The following is a 20,827-nucleotide window of genomic DNA, read 5'->3' as shown; positions in this document are numbered from 1 at the left end:
AATGAAGACAGCAGCAGATTTTGTGGACGCGCTGAGTGCAGTCGCCCTCGAAAACACGTTCAATCCATATCGCGACATTTGCCCAGTGCACGATGCAGCAAATGCCGCCGAGCTACGACGCACCAACTTATGGCGATGCCTAGAGGCTTGTCTAAACGGCGGTGCAGACACAATTTGGGTCGCCCGCGACCTCGGCTACCGTGGCGGGCGTCGCACTGGGATCCCGCTTACTGATGAAGCACACCTGCAAGACGCTTCAAGTCTTTTTGCGGGCGCGCATCTATCTCGCTCAACAATTGGGCCGCCTGTAGCCGAAAGGACTGCAACTGTAACGTGGGGGCAACTCAATTCTATTGGTAAACCTGTCATGCTTTGGAATGTGTTCCCGCTCCATCCTCATGCACCGGGCAATGCCATGACCAACCGTTGTCATAAAAAATCGGAGCGTCTAGCGACTTGGCCCTTCATGCTGGCGTTGTTGAAGCTGCTTAAGCCTCGCAAACTAGTGGCCATCGGTCAAGACGCTGGTCTTGCGTTGGCTGATCTCCAGATTGACGTATCCGTTGTCCGTCATCCTAGCTACGGCGGTCAGGCCGATTTCATAGCAGGCATTCAGGACATCTACGATTTAGTGCCAGCCACTCCCGCAGTGCGTGAACCAGCACTGCCATTTGCGGAATTTGCTTGATCATACGGCAGCGGCAAGGCGTCATACTCATCAAGTAAGGCCTGCATGTTCTTACGTGTCGTGCGGCCCCCGGCGCAAGTATTCGGCAGATCAATCGTCGCGTGTGACGAAATGATCGTCAACGGACCGACCTCCTGGTCGGTTTCCTTCGCTACGAACGCCATTAACTGGCCCAAGCCGATCAAGTTTCCCAGCAGTTTTTCGACATAGTAGTGATTTCGATAAAGTGCTGTCAGTGCTACTTTCTTGCGCGCCCCAGGCAAACGTTTAAAGCTCAGAAAGCTGAGGCACTGCCCCCCATAAGGGGAATTGTCGATATCTCGGGAGGGATCAAATAGCGCAAGCTCATACTTGTTGTTCGCTGTTACCGTACGCATCCGCGTAACGATATCCCACAATGGATTGTCGTATGGCGCTCCTGGCCAATGGCTCATTCGCTCGAAGTAGTAGCCAGACCAACGCTCTTTCTTACGAACTGTCGGTAACACTCTCTTTTGGAAAGCCTCGAAGAACTCTGGCGCTCCATGGCGTTGATACAAACCCTGTGGAAAAATTGTATTTGAGATCGTCTGCACGGATTTGTCATGGAGACGCAAGAAACGGTCCACCAGCGCCACCCGTTTGTCGCCGAGCTGTGCCCCCGCCGTTGGGTCCTCTATCGTCAGAACCACATTATGCGCTTCGTGACCTAAAGCGTTATCAACGGCACGAACCGCCTCTCGCCACGTTTCAATGCAGCTAGGCTGCGACAGTACGATCGGGGACATCGCACGCCTCCTTTAAAAGCGCCAAACCATACATATGCCGACGCAGATAATCTTCTGTAAGCCAAATATGGCCCGCCATACCCCAACTTGGTCCCCAACTATTGCGGATGAGGATGACCTTTTGGCCTCCAAATTCGCCGTAGCCCACCGCAACAATGGCGTGGCGTGGCGCTGGAAAGACTCGATCTTGATCATCATGCATTACCACGCCGTCGTTCGGTGGCTGAAAGAAGCGACGCGTGAGCGTTGACAGCACAATTGCCGGCCTCTGTTGATTCAACGCTCCTCGGATCAGGTCCAAGTCCTGCCGTGGCTGCTCAGCTTCTCGTCCATATAACGCGCCTACGGCTGTCGGCGGATGGTATTGCGAAAGGTCACTTGGTAACGCTGGAAGATAAGGCCATTCCTGTTCCTTAGGCTGTCCCTCAGTTTCTAATGTCGCAAGCATATCGTTTAAAAAAGCACCTTTCGTTGGCGTTTGTCCTGCTCGCTTTTGCGCATGATAGAATACGTACTCGCAGGATAATGGGTCCCAGCCCTGACGCAGGCCCGCATGCGCGTCACTTGTGGCAAACGCCAAACAGGTAGGTCGCGCCCCTTGATCACGAACCGGTCCAAACTGTCCGCGCAAATCTATAGTCACCAAAATCGACACTCAGACGGCCTCCAACATCAGCCGCTCACGACGCTCAATACGGGACAGCCCTTCTTCTTCAGGACCGGTGAAATCGAAATCAAGTTCAAGCCGTGTCAGTACTTGATCACTATCCCACGGCCGAACCTCATCTAGAACTAAGCGCCCCCGATAGTCCTGCGGCGGTTGTGCGGTAACACGGCGAACACCAGGATCACCAATGCTCTCGGTTTCCACCTCGGCGACCTCGTCTCGAACAACCGCAAAGCCGCTGTCGCGCAGCTCATCGATGTTCCAAAGGTAACCGCCATTGCTATGTTCAGTCAGCTTCAAGATAAAAAGATCGTTCCGACTACCATCGATGCGCGAGCCCGCGTCGCGCTCTGTTAGAAGCCAAACATCACCCCGGTAGTTTGTCGGGCGGTGCCCTTCCAACAACGCTTCTTTCACTGCGCGCCGCGGTGTCAGAAGGAGCTCTCGGGCTTGTTTGCCCTCGATCATGCGGTACCGTACCAAGGTCCAACAGAATGCTTCGTAGCTCACGCCCAGCCTCAGGCTGAGCTGGTAGATGACGTTCGGTCGCCGCAGATGCGGAATAGTAATACCGTGGCGTTTCATGTGGTTGGCGATAAGCCACTTTGGTAGCAGAAATGCAGTCGCGAACCCATCCGCCTCGACCTCTTGGAGATCTTGTGTTGGTTGCTCATTCACCACCATGCGACGCAAGATGTTTTCATCATCAAGACTTGGCTTATGATCCAGCATACAGTGACCTAACTCATGCGCCGCTGTGAACCGCTGGATGCTCAAAGGACGCTGCGTAGTCACCAGAATGCCCCGCGTGGGGAAGTTTAAAAACGCGCCAAGCAAACCGTCCAGAGGTCGGAACAACAAGGGCACATCCAGCGCCGAAATTGCCGCAAAAATATTGATGGCACCGCCTGACTGTTCAATCTGTTCTTTGACGCCGAGCTCTCGCAGCAGCCGACCAGCTGACAGCGTACCCTTGCGCACAGCCTGAGCATAATTCGAGGCCATAGCCTATTCCTCGACAGCGGCCGCGCGCGAGCGAAGGTACTCGGTAAACCGGCCCAACTCGTCACGGTCCTTACGAGACAGATCAGCAGCACGTCGTGCAAGGTGTGCTACATCCACTGGTAAATTCGTATCCGCGTCATCTTCTCCCATAAAATACGAAACCGGCTGGCGGTACAACTTGGCCAGGCGATTCAGTTCGAGGGCTTCGACACGCCGGTTTCCGGCTTCAATCTCAGATAACGCGCTTCTTTGAATATTAAGATACTGTACCACCTCCTCTTGCTTCAGGCCAAGATACCGTCTCGCTTCGCGTAGCCGTTCCCCTAGAACACGACGTTCTTTCTGATCATTGTCATCTACCCGCTTTGCAACACTCATGTAGTTTCCCCATGCTTTTTCTGCCATTGCTTTTCGAGCCGCGGCATTATGTGATCAAGCGCATCCTGGACAGAATTATATCCCCCAGTGCGCACCGTGGCGTCCTTCGGTTGAAACCCGAGTAAATCTTCTACGGAGCATAAGATCTCCACCACTACGAGCGAATCCATTGGTACCGGCGCAATCGCAGCGACGCCTGGATCTTTGGGAAGAGTAAAACCGTTCATATCGGCTTCTGCTTCCGCCACTCCCATCAATTCGTCCCGCAATATGGCCTGTAAAGCCTTGCGGGGAAAAACACTGGTTTTGACCTTTACTTTGGTAACCGATACTTCATCCATGGGAGAGTCCGAAAATCCATCTTATGCAGAGCGTAACGTCGGAATATCCAACATTCAAGCTTTTTCGTGTGCTGCCGACAGCTTGAAGCATCTGCATCGACAGACGCGCCTAGATGCCTGCTCTGCCCCCTGAGAACTGGACCGTTTGAAGCTGGAGTTTTCGGCTAACCTTCCCTAGCTGGGAGAGGAGCGGAGAACGATGAAGGCATCGAAGTTCACGGAAGCGCAGAAGGCGTTCATCCTGAAGCAAGGCGAGGAAGGCACGCCGGTGGCCGAGGTCTGCCGCAAGGCGGGTATCAGCCAGGCGACCTACTTCAACTGGAAGAAGCGGTATGGCGGCCTGCTGCCGGACGAGATGCGTCGGCTGAGAGCGCTGGAGGACGAGAACGGCCGCCTGAAAAAGATCGTCGCGGACCTGACTTTGGATCGGGAAATGCTGCAGGACGTCATCCGGCGAAAGCTCGTTCACCAGCTGGCTTGAACCGGTGGCGGCAGCTGGCTCACCCTGGCCGGATGCGCGAACTAGTTCGCGGGATGTGCATCGATTGGGGCGCGTCGATAAGCAGGGCTTGTGGGGCCCTGCGGTTTGACACCTCCACGTTCCACTACAAGTCCCGGCGCACGGACCAGGCAGCCGTCGAGAGACGGATCAGGGAGATCTGCGAAACGCGGGTGCGCTATGGATATCGGCGTGTCCACGTCTTGCTGCGACGGGAGAGCTGGCAGGTGAACATCAAGAAGACTCGTAGAATTTACAATGAATTAGGTATGCAGCTCAGGATCAAGAACCCGAAACGGCGGGTGAAGGCCAAGCTGCGAGACGATCGCCAGGAGTCTGTCGCGCCGAATGATGTCTGGGCCATGGACTTTGTTCATGACCAATTGGCCTTGGGCAACAAGCTGCGGATCCTGACGATCGTCGACACGCATTCCCGTTTCTGTCCAGCAGCTGACCCGCGCTTCACCTACCGCGGCGAGGATGTGGTCCGGACACTGGAACGGGTCTGTGCCCAAGTCGGCTATCCCAGGACAATCCGGGTAGACAATGGCAGCGAGTTCATTCCGCGCGACCTCGACCTGTGGGCCTACGCCAACGATATCACCCTGGACTTCTCACGCCCTGGCAAGCCCACCGACAATGGCTTCATTGAGGCGTTCAACAGCAAACTCAGGTCTGAATGCCTGAACGCACACTGGTTCATGAGCCTTGCAGACGCGCAGGAAAAACTGGAGACTTGGCGTAGGCACTACAACGAGGACCGACCCCATAGTGCGATCGGATATAACGTCCCGATCGCCCTGCATTATCCCGGCGGCGCAGCCAGCCCGTCGCCATGACCAAGCCGGAAAACTCCAGCATCCGGCGGTCCAAGGTTGGGGAGCAGCGCACAAACCGACAGACTCTCCTTATGACCGAGGGACCAACAGGGGGCAGGTTAGAAACTGCGAACCGTATGATTGATCTTCCTCAGACGGACTGATGGTGCCATGTTGATCCGCCAGCACTAGGGGGGAAGTGGCGGTGAACTACCTAGATTTGTTGCGTGACTTACATCGGATCGGCAAACGTCAACTTGTATGCGAAACGGGACTTCCCCCCGACGAGCTTCGATTTGCACTAGAGTATCGAAGCCAGCCTGATCCGTTGCTGGAACAGGCGCAGTTCGATTTGCTGCTGGGAAGAGGGGTTGCAAAAGTTGAGAGACTGTCGCCAGACGGCCAGCTTTCTCACTTCCTACTCCTCCGAATTCTAGGAGTAGAGCGGACTCTTCCGCAACGAGATCTTTTTGGTATTGCCTATGCATTGGTCGATCTTGCTGATCTGGTAAGTGCCGAACCCGATCTTGGTTCAGAATATTTTTCGGATCCTGAGCCGGGCGGGCGGTATCCGACGGTAGAATCGGCCGAATTACTTGGCCCGCTATGCTGGGTTTCCGGGGAGGCGCCTTCCGACCGCCGCTGGAGCCTTAAGACCATTCGAGCACCTGAAGCGTGGCGTAGAAGCCGAGGCTGCGGGATCCTCGTTGGACAGCCGGACACCGGAGTGGCCGTCCACGACGATCTGGAAGCGGGTGTGCTTCTGGTCGAGAAAGGTTTTGACTTCATCGGCGGCAAACCAGATCCCACCGATCCATTGCACGAGCATACTGCCAATCCAGGCCACGGCACTAGCACGGCTAGTGTGGTCGCCTCCCGGGAGCATGGTGCAATTGTCGGAGCGGCCCCGCACGCTTGTGTTGTTCCGATCCGGTGCATCGAGGACGTCAGGGTGTTCAATGCCGCGCCCGTCGCGCGCGCGGTTGCACATGCAATGGCGGCCGGATGCCATATCGTTTCGATGAGCCTGGGCGGCATTCCTAGCCGGGCTATGCATGCATCGATCCGCTCTGCGATCGAACACGATATCATCATCTTGGCCGCTGCTGGGAACTGCGTTAGTTCGGTGGTTTGGCCGGCGCGCTACGAAGAAGTTATTGCGGTAGCGGGCACAAACATCGACGATCGGCCGTGGAAGGGGAGCTGTCGTGGGTCCGCAGTCGACATTTCAGCTCCAGCGGAATTCGTCTGGCGCGCCCTGCGCGCTCGCTCTACCGATCCGACCTCCGAAGTTTCTGGCGGCCAAGGCACCTCATTCGCGGTGGCCTTAGTGGCGGGGGTGGCCGCCCTTTGGCTGGAGCATCATGGCCGGGATGCGGTGATTACGGAGTCGCGGGCACGCGCAGTTAGCGTTCAGCGCTTGTTTAAGGCCGCCCTTCAGCAGACTGCCCGGCAGCCCCCGAATTGGGATTCCGACCAATTTGGAGCAGGCATTGTTGATGCTGACGCGCTTACGGCCCTGCCGCTTTCCGAAATCGCCCTCGCCGAGCCCGACGTCACTGCCGGAACCGAGTCTTCGATCTGGAGCTTCCTTAACGAAGAAGTCAGGCCGGCAGCACTGGATCCGGAATTTCCACTTCACCGCTATGGTGCCGAGCTGGGTGCCATAGGCCTTGCCCAAGCAAAACGCGACGGCTCCGCAGCGACACTCACGTCGGAAGCGAAATCTCAGAATACTCGGCCGTCGCCGCAACTGTCCTCAGCGTCGCGGCGCTCGAGCGATGCGCGGCTGCGCCGGTTTGGCGAGCTGCGAAGCGGTACGAGTGTAGAGCGCCCGCTCGCACAGCCTTTGGGCGAAGTGCCGGTCCGGCGCTTGCAGCAGGCCCTCAAGCGAAATGGTACAGCGCTCGAGGCTACCGGAGTCCAGTCGGTCGAGCAGGCGCGGGATTATCTAGCGACAGGGGGGGTGCGGCAGCAGCTCGACGCCGTTGAAGCTCAGTTGCACGCAATGGCGCTTTCCCAAGGCGCGATCGATGAGACGCTGCGGGGCGCGGACGAGGCGCTGTCTAGGATAGCTGCGGGGACGCCGCTGATGACTGTGCGCGCGCTGGTGGGTCTCGAGGCTCTGGTTTCACTCACTGGCCGGCCGGTCATTCCTGTCTGCAACGGAGCGATTGACTTCCATGATCCGAGAGCGGGCGCGTGGCGCGACAAACTGTTCCTTATCAGTCAGGATGGAAGTCTTCCCGCGCGAATCCGATCCGTCGGGCGGATCGATGCCGACGGTGGCCATGTGGGAACCGGCTTTGTAGCAGGCGACGGTGTGGTGATGACGAACCGGCACGTTGTGCAGGCTTTTGCGGCTCCGCTTCCATCCCGCAATAGCGCCCGTGAGTGGGTGATGACCAGCGACGACGTGACGTTCGACGTCGGGGACCGGCCGAATTCGTCCACCTCGTCAACGCGTTACCGAGTGAAATCAATTATCTCGGCCGGACCCACCCATATCAATGACGATCTGATCAACTTCACCGATCTCGATGTCGCGCTGCTCGAAGTTGAACCGACCAGCGAGGGTGGAGAACCGCTTCCAGCGCCGCTTCAGATGACAAAGGCAGTCACCGCCGCCGACAGGCGGAAGGAGCTGATCGTCATCGGCTATCCGGCCAGACCCTCGTCGCTCCCCACAACCAACGGATCCTTCAATCTCGACGTCGTGGAGAAACTTGGGGAGCTGTTCGGCAACAATTACGGCGTCAAATATGTCGCGCCGGGTGAAGTGAATGAATCCGTGGGCTCCGCGAAGGATCCGAGGGGGTGGACGTTCGACCATGATGCCAGCACTCTCGGCGGCAATTCTGGATCCTGCATCGTCGGCTTTGACGCGCCGCTAGACGTGATCGGGCTGCATTTCGGGGGTCAGTGGCTGAAGGCCAATTTCGCGCATTCACTCGGCGCCCTGGCGGGCATGCAGACGTTCCTGGGCCAGAGTCCCCTGAACTGGAGCAGGCCCAATGGGCACTGACGCCGAGCTGCGCAGCATCGCGGGAGGCATCCGCATCTCCGAGCCGGCATTCGCCGAAGCCTATGAAGAGGTACGCGCGGCTCACGGCGGCGGATCACTGTCCGACAGCTTCATGGTTCTCAAGATCATCAAGGGGCCCGGCGAACTTCTCTTCGAAAAAGCGTTGAAGGTAGCGCGGGACCGGGGATGGCTGGAGATATTTCTTGGCCGGCTAGCGGCGGTGGTTGACGGCGCTGAGGATCCGGGGTCGGAGGCGGCACGGGTGATGCTGCAGGCCATCGTCAATCCCGGTATGGGCCTTCCGGATGCCTATTCACTCAATAAGGAACTTGCCATGGCAGTACGTCGCCTCTGCCAGATCACAGTCACGACAGGGACTGGGGACATCAAAATGGGAACCGGCTTTCTCGTCGGCCCTCAGGCAGTGCTGACGGCCGGCCACTTGGTGATGGAACTCATCGACGCCGCAGGCCAGCCGTTGCCGGACGTATTTCGACAGGTCGAAGTAACGTTTGATCATTTTGCGGGGGCAACCAGTCGCACATCGACCGGTCTTGCCGAAGATTGGCTGATCAGTTTCAGTAAGGTTCATCCGTCGGAGCGGCCAGGCGCTTCCATTTTGGATTTTGATCAGGCGGACCCGGCGGGGTTCGACGCTCACCTCGATTACGCGGCACTCCGGCTGGCAAGAACCGTTGGAGGAACCCGTGGCTATTACCGGCTGGAGAGGGATCGGTTTCCAAAAGTGGAAGCCAGCGAGACGAACTATGTCTTCGTGCTGCAGCACCCAGGAGGGCACCCTCTGAAGTATGCGCCCGGGCAGGGCATCAAGCTGTGGCCAGGTACCTGCCGCACAAGGCTTCAGCACAATGCGAACGCAATGGTTGGCTCCTCGGGCGGTCTAATCCTCGACGATCAGCATAAGCCTATCGCTCTCCATCAATGCGGGATTTCCGCTCAGGACGGTACTGCGATCGTCAATGGCGCGATACCCACGGCGTGCATTGCCGCAGCCAATGACGACGCGTTTATGTCTGTCGTCGGTTTCGATCCGATCCTATGCACAGTCTCGGGTCAGTCTGTGATTGGTCGCGAGGAATTCCAGCGGCAGGTATTGCTCGCGATTACTGGTGATAAGCGCATCCTTGTCGTTCGTGGCGCAGAGAAATCCGGAAAAACATTCAGCATCGAGATTATGAACAAAATGCTCGGGGGCGCTGAGCACAAGATTGTCACCCTTTCGGCGTCCGAACTTCCGGCAGAAGCCTCCGCACTTGCCGCTTTGATCCTAACGAATGCAGGCGTATCCAAAGCCGCGTTTGTCCTGCCGAAGCCGGAAGACAGTGATACCGCCTACTCTGCCTGGATAAAGGACAAGTTGGCTCCCGCTCTTGTCGACAAGCTCCGTGCCGAAGCGGGTTCCCGTATCCTGTGGCTCATCATCGACGATCTTGAGAAGCACTTCGTGCCTGAAACATCCGCACGTATTTTGCTCGAGAGGCTTTATCACGACATTGTTCTGCTGCCTTTCCTGCGTATCTGCTTGATCGGCTTGTCTGGCGCCGTCCCGGCCGCGCCGCCCGAAATCGTAGCGAGCGAGCTAACCCGACCTTTGGACTTCGAGGAGATTGTGGAGTATCTTAGCCGACGCGTTGTCCACGCGGGAGGTGAGGTGTTGCCTGGAGCAATTGGGCAAGCGGCAAGATCAATCATCAACGACGCGACAGTCGCGCCGGGTCCGCCAGTCCAGAACATGGCGCAACTGGCAGCAAGACGCGCAGCAGAGCTGATTGTGGGAGATGGGCCATGATTCCGAGGTTGGAACAGTACCTCCCTGAGGTGCCGGAAAGGCTATACGCGTCCTTGCAGCAAGCGGTCGACCGAGCCGCCCTTATGGGCTCTTTCAACCCACTTGAGCTCATCGACGAAGTCAACGACCCGGAGGCTCAGCGACTGCTTCTGGGCACGATCGGAGCCATGTCCAAGGAACTGCCCGGCCGGGGGCCGATTTGGCAGCTTCAAGCCGATGCGAGGCGGGAGTTGCTACGAGACCTTTCAAACCGTGGGGAGCTCGAGCAGATGGCAGGTCAGGCACGCACCGCGCCCGACGATCGGTTGGGCAGATTCCTAGTGGCGATGCTGCGAGGAGATTCTGTGTCACCCGGTGCAGTTCGACCTGAAGAGTTGGACGCGCTCCACACGGCCATCGAATTTGCAAGAGATGTCCGCGCGGGGATCGATGGGCCCCAAGAAGTTGAGACAGCTTTGGCGCAGCGGGATTTCGATGAGTCGATTAAGTTTCTGCTACCGCGCCGATTCATAGGCAGGCGCAGCGCCCTTTCCAAACTGCAGCGTTTCGTCCAGTCGCCGGCCCAAGAGGAAGCCCTTGGGCCTTCAGCAATACCAACGGCTGTGGTGAGCGGCATAGGAGGCGCGGGGAAATCTGCTTTACTTGCCGAGCTCGTGCGGCGAGAGCGACGCAACCCCAACGTGCAGATTATCTGGCTGGACTTTGACACGGCCAGTCTGGCGTCCGCAGATCCACTCGACCTGTCTGCCGAATTCAGTCGTCAGCTCGCGCGATGGCGGCCCGACTTGGCAGGCGCGCTGAGCGAGTACAGGAATTCCGCTCGGGATCTGGGCCTTGAATCCAATCTGCGAGAAATGAGCTTCGAGGCAAGCGCAAGTGGGTCGAGTGAGGCTTGGTCCATGTGGCGAAATGCTTTGAGAGAACACCTACCTATCGAAGCATCCGTTGTTCTCATTCTCGACACGTTCGAGGAGATTATCCTCCGGGACCCACTTGAACTCGAACGAGTCCTTCTCTGGGTTGCGGCCCTTTGTGAGGAGGGCGGAGTAAGGAACCTTCGCCCTATCCTGAGTGGTCGCGCAATACCCGAAAATCTTGAACTCCCCTCCCGTTTCGCAGCGTCTATACGTATTCCGATTGATGACCTTGGCCGGGGTGAGGCAGCCGATTTTCTTGCCGACAATTTGAAGCATCTCGGGGCGGCAACCAACAATTTTCCTATACACGAGTTGTCAGAACGGTTTGGCGGCAATCCCCTGCTGCTCAAAATCCTTGCGCGATACTGCAAGAACGAGGGAGCGGAGGCAGCTTGCGAACTTCTCGTGGGTGAAGGCAACAGGTTCGGCACGGAATTCGCTCAAGTCTTTCTGTATGACCGCATTCTAAAGCGCATCAGGTCTGATGATCCCGCCGTGAAGGACCTCGCCCATCCCGGGCTAGCGCTCCGGCGGATTACTCCCGATCTTATCCAATCCGTGCTGGCCGAGCCGTGCGGCTTTGGCGACATTGATTCCATGCGCGCATCCGAACTTTTTGACGCTCTCGCAGAGCAGGTTTGGCTCGTCGAGCCGTTACCAGGACAGCGTGCCGTGAGACATCGCCGCGACCTTAGGGGACTCATGCTCAAAGCGATGGCCCATAGCCAATCCGAAAAAGTGCGGGAGATCCACGAACGAGCGCACCGATATTACGCCGATCGCCGCGACATGTGGTTGGACCATCGTGAGCAGCAGGACGAAAGCCTATATCATTTCTACATGTCTGGAGGCGAAGCGCGGCCTCGGGAAGAAGACGAGGCGGCATTCATCCGTCGCATCGGTCAAGATGTAGAAGACCTCCCCGTCGGTGCTCGCGCTCATCTCCAAATGCGGTTGGGCCGCAGCCTGACAAAGGAGGAGGCCGACACGCTCGATAACGATCTACGAGACCGATACGACGCCGATCGCCTCAGGCAGCGCGCGATCAGAGGTACCGCGTCGAACGAAGGCGCGGCCTCAGTCGCTTACCAACCCTCTGACGCTTCGCGAATGCCGCGTGCAGAGGCGGCACTAGATGAGAGCCTGACACCGCTGATCGAAATCCAGTTGGCGCAGGCTGAGTTCGGTTGGATTCGGGACGCATTCCATCCAGCTTTCCAAGAGTTCCGACTGCTTCTGACGGAGGGGATTAGGCCGAGAAATCCACCCGCTGACCTGACGCAGCTGCCGCTCTGGCGCGTGACGATGATTTCGCTTCCCGAATCCGACTTTGCAAATCGCCTAGGTACCGCGCTGCAGTCGCTCGAGACCAGACGCTGGAACATCCCTGTGGTCCGCGGCAGGAAGTTTAGTGGGGCAGCCGCGGTCGCGACGCTGCTTGGTTTGGTTGGCAGGCCATACCCTGACTGGCTTCCCTCTACAGAGCTGCTTACAGCCGGACGGCTCCGCTCAGTGGACGAGCTTCGCCTCCTGCAGGTGTCGGGTCGAGAGCTGCTACGGGGTCGCTCGCGCGTTCATCTCAAGCTCGACCTTCTCGCTTACCTCTCTCCGGAAGCGCTGCGGGACCCGTTTTCAACCGGCGAGTGGCCCAACCAAGTCGGCAGTTTTTTCGAAAGCATCCGAGCCGCACGGCCGGTCACTCTTGCCGATATTCGCAGTTTCCGGTCCGAAGACAGTGAAGTGGGGATCACTTTTCTTTCCGGACAAGTGCCGCCAGCGTTGCGTGGGATGACGACCGAATTCCATCCTGCCATACGAGCGGTCTTGGATGGGGTCCCTTGGCGCGCGGTCGAGATCGCGGAAGAGCTGGACCAACTACATCCATTTTGGCCTTACGAATTGCGCGGGAGGCCCCTCCAAGACGCGTTGCAGCGAGACCGGCAGCGCTGGCTGGCCACGTTTATTGAATGCGCGGATCGCTTCGGCGAGCTGGACAGGGTTGTATCCGCAATATCGGGCGCCGGTGCGCGGGGCGCCGAACTGGGCAGGATTTGGAACGCCTACGACCGGCAGCTTCGGCGGCGAATAGGAACAACTAACAAGGAGAGGATCACATGGGTGCCGATCTGAATTATCGTCCGCGTCTCAGTGATATGCATTTACTGGTGGAGGCGACCGCCAACTCCAGCACAGAGGCCGTCCTGGAGACGAGCCTTAAAAAGCCGCGGATCACCCGTGCCGAAACGCTCATAGACCGTAAAGGCTATGATTCAGACTTTCTCGGTGATCTCGTTGTTCCCCTTCCCATTCCCGCGGGTAATCAGGCCAATGACGTTCTGGAGGTTGAAGGCTCGGATGGAGGCCGCCTCGACTACACCAATTTTTCTGTCGTGATGTCGCGGTCCAGAAAAATCGCGATGTTCGTCGCCGTTAACATTGATGGCAGCACTTCGCGTTCCATTGAGCGCGGTAGTGATAAGTGGTTTCTCGACGGACGCATCCCGATTGATGCGCAGGTCGGTGAAGAACTGTATGCCGACAACCTTCTAGACCGAGGTCATCTCGTTCGACGGGAAGATCCGAACTGGGGACCAGACGCGGAAATCGCGAACGACGATACCTTCCACTTCACGAACTGCGCCCCGCAGATGGGCGCATTCAACCAGCGGACATGGCTAAGCCTGGAAGATTATGTTTTGAAGAATACCCGCCGTTGGCGGGAGCGGGTCACTGTCTTCACCGGGCCAGTGCTCCGCGATGACGACCGCCTCTACCGGCACGTTCAGATACCAACTGCGTTCTGGAAGGTGATCGCCTTCGTCAGCGAAGCTGGCCGCCCTGTCAACGGCGGCGTAAAAACCGGCCACGCGGCGGCGCAAAACCAGGCCAGTGGCGAGGCGCCAAGCGCCATGGCGCGCGCGCTCCCCAAATAGCTGGCGCGTGCCATGGCGCTTTGGCCCGCAGGGCCAATCTCGCAGGGTGTGATCAGGTGGTTGCGTCGGCCTTTCGGGCACGGCTTTGTCCGAGCCGATAACTGTCGCCGTTCATCTCGAGGATATTGACGTGGTGGGTCAGTCGATCGAGCAATGCGCCGGTCAGGCGTTCGGTGCCGAAGGTTTCGGTCCATTCGTCGAATGGCAGGTTGCTGGTGATCATCGTGGAACCGCGCTCATAGCGCTGCGAGATGAGCTCGAACAAGAGCTCGGCGCCGGTCTTGGACAGCGGCACGAAGCCTAGTTCATCGATGATGAGCAACTTGACGCCAGCCAGCTGCTTTTGCAGGCGGAGCAGGCGGCGTTCGTCGCGGGCCTCCATCAGCTCGTTGACCAACGTCGCGGCGGTGGTGAAGCTGACCGGCATGCCCTTCTGACAGGCGGCCAGCCCCAGTCCGAGGGCAACATGGGTCTTGCCCGTGCCGCTCGGCCCGAGGGCGATGACGTTCTCGCGCCGTAGGATCCATTCACAGCGGGCCAATTCCAGCACCTGCATCTTGTTGAGCTTGGGGATCGCCTTGAAGTCGAAGCTGTCGAGGCTCTTGGTCGTCGGGAACTTCGCGGCCTTGATGCGTCGCTCGACCATCCGCCGCTCGCGGTCGATCAGTTCCAGTTCGACCAGGCGCGACAGGAACTGGACATGGTCCAGCCCTTCAGCGGCGCATTGGCGCGCAACCTTCTCATACTCCCGCAGGAATGTCGGCAGCTTCAGCGTTTTCAGATGGTGGGTGAGCAGGATCCTCGGGGCCTCGGTCATGCTGCATCTCCCGACAGCAGGGACATGTAGCTCGCCACGGACGTGGTCGCGACGTTGGCGCGCGGCAGGTAGGGGTAGACATCAAGGTCCAGCTTCGGCGGACGCCTTTCGACCTGACAGAGCACAAGGTGCTTGACGGCATCGAAGCCGACGGCACCCAGTTGCAGCGCCTTTTTCACGGCGGCGTGCAGGTCGTCGAAGCAGAAGGTCTCGAGCAGGCGTAAAACCTGAACATACTCGCGGCGTCCGGTTTTGTTCATCCGCGCCTCCATTAGTCGGCGTAGGGTCGCGAACTCTGGTGGTAGATCCCACTCGGCCAGGGGCGCCGCCTGGTCCAGGGCGTTGATCTTGCGCTCGATGAGCGGAAGATAGTGCACCGGATCGAAGACCATGTCCTCGCGGTCGTAGCAGCGGGGATGACGTGCGATGATCTCGCCACCGCAGCCGATCACGACCTCGGCGACATAGCCCCTGATCCAGACATCGCGGTGGCCGTAAGCAACCGGCACCGAATAATCGTTGGTCTTGTAGCGCACCAGCGCTTGCGAGCTGACCCGGCCAGTGGCCTGATCGCAGGCTTCGAACGGCGCGGCCGGCTGGTCGGACATCGCAGCCAGATCCCGCCCAAGGCGCTGGCCGATTGTCTCGGACTGGCCGCGCAGGACATCCCCCTGACGCCTGCGGCATTGCGCCTCCAGATGGGCGTTGAACGCGTCCCAGGTCGCAAACCGCGGGATCGGCACCATGAAGTTGCGGCGGGAGTAGCCAACCAAGCCCTCAGCGTTGCCTTTGTCGTTCCCCTTGCCCGGGCGGCCGTAGCGGTCGCGGAACAGGTAATGCGACAGGAACCCGTTGAAGAGCGTGGCTCGCTGGCGCGCCCCGTCCGGCAGGATCTTCGCAACCAGGCAGCGGTCGTTGTCGTAGAGGACCGATGCGGGCACCTTGCCGAAGAATGCGAAGGCCTGGACGTGACCGTCAACCCAAGCTTCCGCGGTCGCCGCTGGATAGGCCCTGACATAACAGGCATCGCTGTGCGGCAGGTCCATGACAAAGAAATGCGCCTTCTGCTCGACACCGTCGATGATGGCCACCGCCTCGCCGAAGTCGGCCTGGGCATGTCCGGGCGGGTGTGCCAGCGGCACGAACATCTCGCGACCGCGCCGTTCGCGCTCCCGCATGTAGTCCTTCACGATCGTGTAGCCGCCGGTGAACCCGTGCTCATCGCGAAGCCGCTCGAACACCCGCTTTGCCGTATGCCTCTGCTTGCGATGGACTTCCCGATCGCCCTCCAGCCAGCCGTCGATGATCCCAGTGTAGGCATCCAGCTTCGGCCGCTTCACGGGGGCCGTCCGCCGATATCCGGGCGGAACCGAGAACGCCATCATCTTGGCTACGCTGTCGCGCGAGATGTTGAAATGACGCGCTGCCTCGCGCTGGCTCATCCCCTCGGCACAGGCCAATCGCACTCTACGATACAAGTCCACGGTGAAAATCCTCCCGCCCTCCCTGTCGCCAGAAAGGGTAAAGGTGGACGACTTTTACGCCGCCCGCAGCAGGATCATCCCGCCGCTACCGTGGCCGATTTTTGCACCGCCGTTCTCAATCCTTCAACGGGCGGGAATATCAGCGCCAAAATTTGGAATTGGAACGAGCCTTAAGGAAATTAAATCCGCGGTGAGTGATATTTGTTATCCAATTGTTTTGAAGCCGGTTGATCGAGCTTCATGTCGCGGGGTGATAAAGGTTGATCACGAAGAACATCTACCTGCAGCATTTTTATATACAGCGAGTTTCTCAGGTCCAGACAAGCGCATCGTGATAAATGAGTTTATCTCCGGAACAGAGCATAGTGTTGAGGGGCTTATGATTAACGGTGAGTACCACTGCACAGCAATTTCAGATAGAATTTTCAAATATACAGAATACTTTCCGAACTTCGTTGAGGTGGGTGATATAATGCCATCCATACTTGACGCTGAACAGCAAAAAGAAATCGTTGAGCTTACTGCCAGCGCTGCCAAAGCGTTAAATATAAACTTCGGAGTTGTAAAGTCAGACATTATATTTGACAAAAAAAGAGGTGCAATGGTTTTAGAAATTGCGCCTCGCCTAGGTGGTCCTCGCTTTGGTACGGAGATGGTTCCTCTCGCAAATGGAACCAATATTCTAAAAGCCACGATTCAGCAAGCTGTAGGAGATGAAATCGACTTCTCTTTGCTTAAACCCAGCCAGCTTGGAGGGATGGTAAATAGGTCCTTGTTTCCCACACCGGGCAGGGTTGTCGAAATAAGTGGATTCGAAAGATTGAGTGACATTCCTGGATTCTATGATTTCAAATGGTGGAATATTCGTCCGTTAGCTGTAGGGGACATCATAAGCAAGCCAGAGAACAATAGCGGGGATATTGGATATTTTATAACCTACGGTAAAGATAGAGAGGAAGCTTTGAAGGCCGCTGATATGGTTGAGGCCACTATTAAGATTGTTACTGAGGAGGTTTAATTTGATGAATTTGCAAGGATCGACACTTTGTGTCGTAGGACTAGGCAGCGCCGCAAAACACCACCTTTATCACGATATTAGAGCGTGGCAGATAGAGCTTGTTTTATGCACTGACTCGCGCGATGAGGTTCCGAATGGCGTTTGCGATGATCTGATATTAATAGAAGGTTTAGCGAAGCACTCTGATGATCAACGCCTTGCTATGATCATCGAAGCTGAGTTAAATAAACGCGGTATCTCACCGGATGGTTTCGTAACCTTCTGGGAGGACTGCGGGCCACTAACTGCGCTTTTAGCCGAGCGATCCAATAAAGTATCCAATGGATACAAAGCCTCTTTGACTGCAAAGAGCAAATTGCTCACGCAAGAGTGCCTACGCCAGAGCAGTGTAAAAATCGGCATGAGCTTAGATTGCCCCAGTATTGCGTGTAATTCAGTTGAGGAACTTAATGAGGGCCTTAAGGTAATACAGTTCCCAGCAATGCTAAAACTTGAACACGGCAGTGGTGCAGCCGGAGTTCAACGTGTTGACAGCTTCGAAGATGCCCAACTGACACTTAGTCAACTTCTTGCTATGGAGGATGAGGATGGGAAGTTGGGAATCGGGCTAGGCTTTGGCAGTCGTGTGCTTCTCACAGAGTATGTTCTAGGGACAGAGCATGACGTCGATATTGTTTCTTGGGCAGGAGAGGTAGTTTCTAGCTTCGTCACAGAAAATGGAAAGACAAGGCCTCCCTCTCAAGCAGAGACCTACGCAGAGATGCCGGCGAGCAGGTTCGAAAGTGAACTTGTAGAGGCGGCAGTCACTACATGCCAATCATTAGGTCTCCACTCAGGGGTGTTTAATATAGAAATGATACGATCTCCCGATGGAAAGATATCTGTTATTGACGTTAATGCGCGTATGGCTGGATTCTATTTTCGTGACTGGATCAAAAGAATATGGGATTATGATTTATTGAGGGCTGCTGTCGAAATCGCCTTAGGTGTGAAGCCCGCCCATGCCAAAGAAGCCTCTAGGACACTAGCAGGGTATATGATACTCCCGAGTGCCCATAACCGGTGGCTCCTGGACAACGAGAAAGTTGCTAAGTTAAATGTGGCATTAAATAAAGAGTATGTGGTATTAAATCAATTTAGCACATCACTATCATCGATAGAGAAAACTGATTTTCCTTGGGGAAACTTGGCTTGTGAAGGGCCGACAATCGAAGTGGCAAGGTCCAGGATAAATAAGATCGTTCATGAAGTGGGTTTACTAGACGTCGACCCCACATTACTGCAGGTCGGGATCCTGTCATAATGAATAATTATAAAGTTGATCTCTACATGCCTAGCTACAAGGCTTTGTCAAACTTAGGCGCCCCTATTTTTTTAAGTCTAGGCAGCGCTACAGTAATGTCCACTATATCCGGTATTTTTTTAGCTAGACTGGGAACGGATTACATAGCCGCGGCAGGCATAGTTATGATAATATTCTCTGTCGCAGTGGTCTTTATAGTTGGGGTGGTGGGTGGCATTGAGTACTGGACCGCTTCTTTTATTGGGAGCGGCAGAGAGTCAGATATACCTACATACTTCTTAACCGCATGCGGTATCTCGCTTTTCCTAAGCTCAGTTTTTCTAATATTATCAGTTGCGGCTTTATCATATATGGCTGTACGTTTTACTCCTACTGGTTTAAGTTTTGAAATGTTAATAAAATATGGCTATCTGACCTTCTTCGGATATTTTGCCATTGGCCTCCAAACGGTTGGAAGGCAAATACTGCAAATCATGGGTAAGGGGCGGTCGGTTTCGCTAATTATATGTCTTGGATGCGTTCTATTGATTTTCGTTTATTCTTTCATCTTTTCTAATTACATAGGCCTACCAGCTGAATCTAAGCTTTATTATTCTGCGATCGCACTTCTCGTCATCAGGATAATCATGGCTGGTTCCACCTTGGTATTGGTTCACCGATCAATGAAAGATGTTGGAAAGAGAAAGTTGAGTAGCTCTGCTTTTATTGATATTTTGCGTGTGGGAGTTCCGTTTGGAATGATGGGAGTGCTAGAGGTGGGAGTTTTTTCACTTTATGCTTACCTTGCGACATTCATGGGAACTGCCAGTTTAGCGGCGCACCATATTGCTACATCGTTTGTTACCGCAGTGTTTGTTCTTCCATCTACTTTGGGAGTGTTATCGACAATTTGGATAGGTTACGCATTCGGAAGGCGTGATTTTCCAGATATTCTGGTTAGGTACAAGGCATTGGAACGTTTGGCCTTTTGGGGCGCAGTCTCAATAACTGTGCTCATAATAGTTTTCAGGGAGGCTATTGGTAGTTTCTGGACAGATGATCCGGTCGTTTTAGAAGTTCTTTTGAGCGTTTTGTTTGTTGCTGCAGCATTTCAAATGTTTGATTGGTTCAACATTTTTTTAGCAGGATGTTTTAGGGGACTAGGTAATACGGCCATTCCAGCACTGGCTAATGCACTGGGTCACTGGGCAGTTGGAGTGCCGTCTGCTGTCATTCTTTCGAGCTATTTTGATTTTGGAGTTTCAGGCCTGTGGTGGGGAGTACTCATAGGATTATTATTTAGCTCTGGACTTGCCTTCGTGTTGTTTAACCGGGAGTTGCGACGTATCAATTCTTTTACCGCCATCGCGCTCTAATTTGCTAGATGTCTAGTCCTGGCATCTGGTGGATTGGCTTAAGGATGATCTGTCTGGCTCGGATTTCCAGATATCGCAGATGTATTCGAAGGGTGTGAACCCTCCGAGGGTCTTAATCCGGCGGGCGAAATTTTAAGCGGCCATGAAGTCAGAGAGGTGGGTGCGGAGCTGGTCGTGGTTGTCGTAATGGAAGCGCTTTACCGTTGCGTCCTTGGTCGTGCGGTTCATTCGTTCGACCTGGCCGTTACTTGGGAAAACATCCCCCGGACTGTTTTCTGGTACTCGCAACCCCAGGGTGGTTTGGTTTCGTGAGGTGATGCTCGATACCGTTGGCTTCATAGGTCATGTCAAAGCGCATGAGCCTTAGAATGGATGATGTTCCGGTTCCGGGGCTGCTCAGCGAACTGAATGCCGTTGTCCGTGATAATGGTGTGGACCTGATAGGGCACCGTCTCAAGCATGTGCTGCAGAATTGCCCGAGCTGTCTTTCTGTCTGCCTTGTCGACAAGCTGGGTCACGGCAAACTTGCTCGTGTGCTCAATATCTTCGAACAAAAACAGCTCGCCCTCAGCGGCCCGCACCTCGGCGATCTCATTATGGAAAAAGCCTATGGGGTAACGCTCGCTGGCTTGCGGCCCACCACGTCAGGCAGCCGGTAAAGGCCGGGACGCTGCAGCCACCGATGCAACGACGAGCGCATCGGACTGGGGATCGATGGCTGCTGAGCATAGAGGCAGTCATCCAACGGCAGCATGAATAGCCTCATGTTTCCTGGACACCTTCTTCGCTAACCTTGAGGCAAGGAGGCCGTGATGGGCACAGGCAATTTCACAGACGAGTTCAAGCGTGACGCGGTCGCACAGATCACGGAGCGGGGCTACCCGATCAAGGAGGTTTGGGAGCGGCTCGGGGTCAGCCTGCATTCGCTCTATGCGTGGAAGCGCAAGTTCGCGAAGGCGGCCACAGGCGAGACCGATAAGGATGTCGAGATCCGTCGGCTGA

18 protein-coding genes are annotated in these 20,827 nt (G+C 56.1%); 11 read left to right on the top strand and 7 right to left on the bottom strand.

Translation table 11 applies throughout. The annotated features are described in order from the left end of the window. Position 1: 1 nt before the first annotated feature. Positions 2–688 carry a uracil-DNA glycosylase gene (locus GBO37_RS17575; RefSeq protein WP_252930224.1) on the top strand — a complete coding sequence of 229 codons (687 nt, stop codon included), beginning with the start codon at positions 2–4 and terminating at the stop codon, positions 686–688. Here GBO37_RS17575 and GBO37_RS17570 read toward each other — a convergent pair. The 5 genes from GBO37_RS17570 to GBO37_RS17550 are packed head-to-tail and all read right to left on the bottom strand — an operon-like array spanning position 622 to position 3,846. After that, positions 622–1,455: a hypothetical protein gene (locus GBO37_RS17570; protein ID WP_252930223.1), complete on the bottom strand. Its 834-nt coding sequence runs from the start codon at positions 1,453–1,455 to the stop codon at positions 622–624. The two genes, GBO37_RS17575 and GBO37_RS17570, sit on opposite strands and share 67 nt — an antisense overlap. After that, positions 1,427–2,110, bottom strand: coding sequence for a C1 family peptidase (locus GBO37_RS17565; protein ID WP_252930222.1), 684 nt, complete (start codon positions 2,108–2,110; stop codon positions 1,427–1,429). Before GBO37_RS17565 ends, GBO37_RS17570 begins: the two co-directional genes overlap by 29 nt. Next, entirely contained in the window at positions 2,111–3,127 is a 1,017-nt protein-coding gene (locus GBO37_RS17560) for an ImmA/IrrE family metallo-endopeptidase (RefSeq protein WP_252930220.1), read from the bottom strand. Between the two features lie 3 nt (positions 3,128–3,130). After that, positions 3,131–3,505: a helix-turn-helix domain-containing protein gene (locus tag GBO37_RS17555; RefSeq protein WP_252930218.1), complete on the bottom strand. Its 375-nt coding sequence runs from the start codon at positions 3,503–3,505 to the stop codon at positions 3,131–3,133. After that, positions 3,502–3,846 (bottom strand): hypothetical protein, encoded by a 345-nt coding sequence (locus GBO37_RS17550; RefSeq protein ID WP_252930217.1) that lies wholly within the window; start codon positions 3,844–3,846, stop codon positions 3,502–3,504. The genes GBO37_RS17555 and GBO37_RS17550 overlap by 4 nt, the downstream gene beginning before the upstream one ends. A gap of 199 nt (positions 3,847–4,045) precedes the next feature. Here GBO37_RS17550 and GBO37_RS17545 point away from each other — a divergent pair. The 5 genes from GBO37_RS17545 to GBO37_RS17525 all read left to right on the top strand — a co-directional run bounded on the left by GBO37_RS17545 (position 4,046) and on the right by GBO37_RS17525 (position 13,848). Continuing rightward, positions 4,046–5,184 (top strand): IS3 family transposase gene (locus tag GBO37_RS17545; protein ID WP_371927624.1). Its coding sequence is split into 2 segments (ribosomal slippage): positions 4,046–4,298 and positions 4,298–5,184, totalling 1,140 coding nucleotides; the frame shifts between segments, so codons are not numbered across the junction. Positions 5,185–5,368: 184 nt separating this feature from the next. Further along, a complete protein-coding gene (locus tag GBO37_RS17540) occupies positions 5,369–8,188 on the top strand; it encodes a S8 family serine peptidase (protein WP_252930216.1) in 2,820 nt (939 codons plus the stop codon). Then, on the top strand, positions 8,178–9,998 hold the full coding sequence (locus tag GBO37_RS17535; protein ID WP_252930215.1) for a serine protease: 1,821 nt from the start codon (positions 8,178–8,180) through the stop codon (positions 9,996–9,998). Before GBO37_RS17540 ends, GBO37_RS17535 begins: the two co-directional genes overlap by 11 nt. An 8-nt stretch (positions 9,999–10,006) precedes the next feature. After that, a complete protein-coding gene (locus GBO37_RS17530; RefSeq protein WP_252930213.1) occupies positions 10,007–13,045 on the top strand; it encodes a hypothetical protein in 3,039 nt (1,012 codons plus the stop codon). Then, positions 13,030–13,848 carry a DNA/RNA non-specific endonuclease gene (locus GBO37_RS17525; RefSeq protein WP_252930212.1) on the top strand — a complete coding sequence of 273 codons (819 nt, stop codon included), beginning with the start codon at positions 13,030–13,032 and terminating at the stop codon, positions 13,846–13,848. Before GBO37_RS17530 ends, GBO37_RS17525 begins: the two co-directional genes overlap by 16 nt. A gap of 52 nt (positions 13,849–13,900) precedes the next feature. Here the strand turns inward: GBO37_RS17525 and istB are convergent, their stop codons facing one another. After that, positions 13,901–14,665 carry an IS21-like element helper ATPase IstB gene (gene istB / locus GBO37_RS17520; protein ID WP_252930210.1) on the bottom strand — a complete coding sequence of 255 codons (765 nt, stop codon included), beginning with the start codon at positions 14,663–14,665 and terminating at the stop codon, positions 13,901–13,903. Beyond that, entirely contained in the window at positions 14,662–16,107 is a 1,446-nt protein-coding gene (istA, locus tag GBO37_RS17515) for an IS21 family transposase (protein WP_252930209.1), read from the bottom strand. Before istA ends, istB begins: the two co-directional genes overlap by 4 nt. Before the next feature lie 43 nt (positions 16,108–16,150). On the opposite strand from istA, the gene GBO37_RS17510 reads away from it, so the two are divergent. The 5 genes from GBO37_RS17510 to GBO37_RS17490 form a co-directional block, all read left to right on the top strand. After that, positions 16,151–17,167, top strand: a complete 1,017-nt coding sequence (locus tag GBO37_RS17510) for an ATP-grasp domain-containing protein (RefSeq protein ID WP_252930207.1) — start codon at positions 16,151–16,153, stop codon at positions 17,165–17,167. Positions 17,168–17,171: 4 nt separating this feature from the next. Further along, positions 17,172–18,470, top strand: coding sequence for an acetyl-CoA carboxylase biotin carboxylase subunit family protein (locus tag GBO37_RS17505; RefSeq protein WP_252930205.1), 1,299 nt, complete (start codon positions 17,172–17,174; stop codon positions 18,468–18,470). Positions 18,471–18,496: 26 nt separating this feature from the next. After that, on the top strand, positions 18,497–19,825 hold the full coding sequence (locus tag GBO37_RS17500) for an MATE family efflux transporter (protein WP_252930204.1): 1,329 nt from the start codon (positions 18,497–18,499) through the stop codon (positions 19,823–19,825). A gap of 368 nt (positions 19,826–20,193) precedes the next feature. Continuing rightward, positions 20,194–20,484 (top strand): hypothetical protein, encoded by a 291-nt coding sequence (locus GBO37_RS17495; protein WP_252930203.1) that lies wholly within the window; start codon positions 20,194–20,196, stop codon positions 20,482–20,484. Between the two features lie 153 nt (positions 20,485–20,637). Beyond that, the coding region (locus GBO37_RS17490; RefSeq protein ID WP_252930202.1) for a transposase at positions 20,638–20,827 on the top strand (190 nt) is incomplete at its 3' end.

The sequence above is a fragment of the Paracoccus sp. 08 genome (assembly GCF_024105395.1).
Lineage (GTDB): Bacteria > Pseudomonadota > Alphaproteobacteria > Rhodobacterales > Rhodobacteraceae > Paracoccus > Paracoccus marcusii.
Note: the sequence above shows the minus strand (reverse complement) of the source record. Positions and strands in the feature narration are given on the sequence as shown.